4 protein-coding genes and 1 pseudogene are annotated in these 2677 nt (G+C 39.8%); all 5 read left to right on the top strand.

The window, feature by feature from the left end; all coding sequences use genetic code 11:
• Positions 1 to 288: pseudogene (locus tag ACFIM6_RS09640) on the top strand (hypothetical protein); the annotation flags it as partial.
• Positions 289 to 293: 5 nt separating this feature from the next.
• Complete coding sequence (locus tag ACFIM6_RS09635; protein WP_375612643.1) at positions 294 to 983, top strand: hypothetical protein; 690 nt, start codon at positions 294 to 296, stop codon at positions 981 to 983.
• On the top strand, positions 980 to 1435 hold the full coding sequence (locus tag ACFIM6_RS09630; protein WP_375612642.1) for a hypothetical protein: 456 nt from the start codon (positions 980 to 982) through the stop codon (positions 1433 to 1435). Before ACFIM6_RS09635 ends, ACFIM6_RS09630 begins: the two co-directional genes overlap by 4 nt.
• Before the next feature lie 72 nt (positions 1436 to 1507).
• Positions 1508 to 2302, top strand: coding sequence for an ERF family protein (locus tag ACFIM6_RS09625; RefSeq protein WP_375612641.1), 795 nt, complete (start codon positions 1508 to 1510; stop codon positions 2300 to 2302).
• Position 2303: 1 nt separating this feature from the next.
• Positions 2304 to 2677: lambda exonuclease family protein (locus tag ACFIM6_RS09620; RefSeq protein ID WP_375612640.1), on the top strand; the 374-nt coding region annotated here is incomplete at its 3' end.

The following is a 2677-nucleotide window of genomic DNA, read 5'->3' as shown; positions in this document are numbered from 1 at the left end:
GTTTACGGTGATGCCAAAGTTTATGATGATGCGCGGGTTTATGGGAATGCACGCGTTTATGACAATGCACAAGTTTATGATTATGCCGAAGTTGGTGGTGCTGATGTTGGAGATAATGCCAAGGTTTTTGACTATGCGCGGATTTATGGGAATTCTGTTATAGGGAAAAGTGTACACGTTTACGGAAATGCTAAAATTTACAATCAAGCATATATTTGCTGTCGTGTAGACATTGCTGGAAATTGTAAAATTAGTGGCTCCACCGTAATCGTAGAACGTGAGAAATAGTAATCATGGAAAAAAAATACGAATTTACTGATGAAACAATCGAAGTTGATGGCAAAATCCTTCACCGCATTCGTGCACTGAGAGATTTGGGGGACGTCAAGAAAGGTGATCTTGGCGGCTATATTGAGACTGAAGAGAACCTATCGCATGAGGACTATTGTTGGGTTGCGGATAATGCATGTATTTATGACAATGCACTAGTTTCCGATGAGGCACAAGTTTTTGGCAATGCACGTGTTTATAACAATGCACGCGTTATCGATTATGTAGAAGTTTACGGTAATGCCAAAGTTTATGATGATGCGCTGGTTTTTGATGGTGCTAGGATTTTTGATGATGCACATGTTTACGAGAGCGCACGCGTTTACTACGGGGCATGCGTTTACGGTCGTGCAGAAATTTACGGTGAGACACACGTTTACGGTAAGGCACACGTTTACGGTAAGGCAGAGGTTTACGATTGTGCACGCGTTTTCGATGAAGCACGTGTTTACGGTAAGGCAGAGGTTTACGGTTATGCATGCGTTTCCGATAAGGCAGAAGTTTACGATTGTGCACGCGTTTTCGATGAAGCACGTGTTTATGGTAAGGCAGAGGTTTACGGTTATGCATGCGTTTCCGATAAGGCAGAAGTTTACCGTAGCGCACACGTTGATGACTATAACGCCATCTCAACTGGAGAAAAGACCAGATGAAAAAATACGAACTTACTGATGAAACAATTCAGTTTGATGGATACCTTACGCTTTACCGCATACGTGCATTAAAAGATTTTGGTGATGTTAAGGCTGGGGACCTTGGGGGCTTTGTAGAGTATGAAGACAATTTAAGTCAAAAAGACGATTGCTGGATTTATAATGATGCCAAGGCGTATTGTTGTGCCAAGATTTACGATAGTGCTAAGGTTTATGATAAAGCACAAATTGGTGATTGTGCCGAGATTTTTGGCAATGCAAAAATTTATAATAACGTCAAAATATATGATGGACATATTTTTGGACACACACAAATTTATGGAAATGTGATTATTTATGCCGATTCAAGAATTTATGGCAATGTAAAAATTTATGATAATTCAGAAGATTGTAAACAAACTATGACCGCCCAGAACGGCGACTCTTCAACAAAAGACGACATTCCTTTCTAGCAACACAAACCAACTTTTAACACAAGCGTGATTCACGCCACGGGTGAATTGCGCGCAATGTAGGAAATCAAGATGAGTGAACAAAACACTAACCTAATAGAAATTGAAGAAACACATCATGTAGCCGTCGAACAAACTGTCATGGAACGTATTTTAAATAAAGCCTTAGACAGTGACGTCGATATGGATCGCTTAGAGCGTCTTCTTGATTTAAGAGAACAAGAGATAAAACGACAAGAGCGCCAAAATTTTGTCCGTGATCTTTCGGCTGTGCAAATGGCATATAAAAATATCGAACAAAACGCCATTAATAACCATACAAACAGCAAATACGCTACACTTGATCAGTACATTGATGCTGTAAAGAAAGGGCTTGCAACATACAAATTTGCTTTGTTTTATCGTATTAAAAATCAAACAGAAAAAAACGTTACCATAGAAATAACTCTGTCTCATCCTTCAGACAATCAAATCTCAACAGAAGGAACATTTCCAATTGACAGTACAGGCTCTAAAAATAGCATACAATCACTTGGTTCCACACTTACCTACGCACGAAGATACCTATTAGGCATGCTTCTTAATTTAGCAAGTAAAGAAGACGATACAGATGGAAACCCGCCTATTAAAAAGGCTTTTCCACAACAGATCAATGAAATCAGAAGACTTGTCGTACAAACCCAAACAGAAGAAGAAAAAATACTTGCTTATGTCAACGTCAAAAAGCTCGACGATATGTCTGAAGGACAAGCACAAACGGTATTACATCTTTTGAAAGATAAACAAAACAGGCAAAAGGCAGAAACAGATTCTACTATACAAGATGCCGATATAGCAACGCCACAAGAGCAACAAACGGCGGTGTGAGATGGAACAAAGAACAGCAGAATGGTTTCAAGCGCGCTTGGGTAAAGTCACCGCATCTAATGTTTACAACATTATCAGTAAGACAGCAAAAGGATTGCCTACGAGCAAATATGAAGACTACAAAATCAAACTCATAACAGAGCGCTTAACAGGCGAAACAAGCCCTTATTATGAAACTGAAGATATGAGATGGGGTATCGAACATGAAGATGATGCCTTGAGAGAATATGGCTTCATTTATGATGCCAATATAACAAAGTGCGGCTTTATCCAACACCCCACAATAGAAATGGCGGGGGCTAGCCCCGATGGTCTCATTGGAGAAGACGGTTTAATCGAAGTCAAATGCCCGAGATCAGTAACACATATGCGCTT

The organism is Bartonella sp. AA9NXGY, from assembly GCF_042196845.1.
In the GTDB taxonomy this organism is placed as follows: domain Bacteria; phylum Pseudomonadota; class Alphaproteobacteria; order Rhizobiales; family Rhizobiaceae; genus Bartonella.
The sequence above is the reverse complement of the archived record's forward strand: the minus strand, read 5'-3'. Positions and strand labels throughout refer to the sequence as shown.

Coding starts and splice junctions, on each gene's coding strand:
- ACFIM6_RS09635 (WP_375612643.1), top strand. CDS start 294: ATGGAAAAAAAATACGAATTTACTGATGAAACAATCGAAGTTGATGGC.
- ACFIM6_RS09630 (WP_375612642.1), top strand. CDS start 980: ATGAAAAAATACGAACTTACTGATGAAACAATTCAGTTTGATGGATAC.
- ACFIM6_RS09625 (WP_375612641.1), top strand. CDS start 1,508: ATGAGTGAACAAAACACTAACCTAATAGAAATTGAAGAAACACATCAT.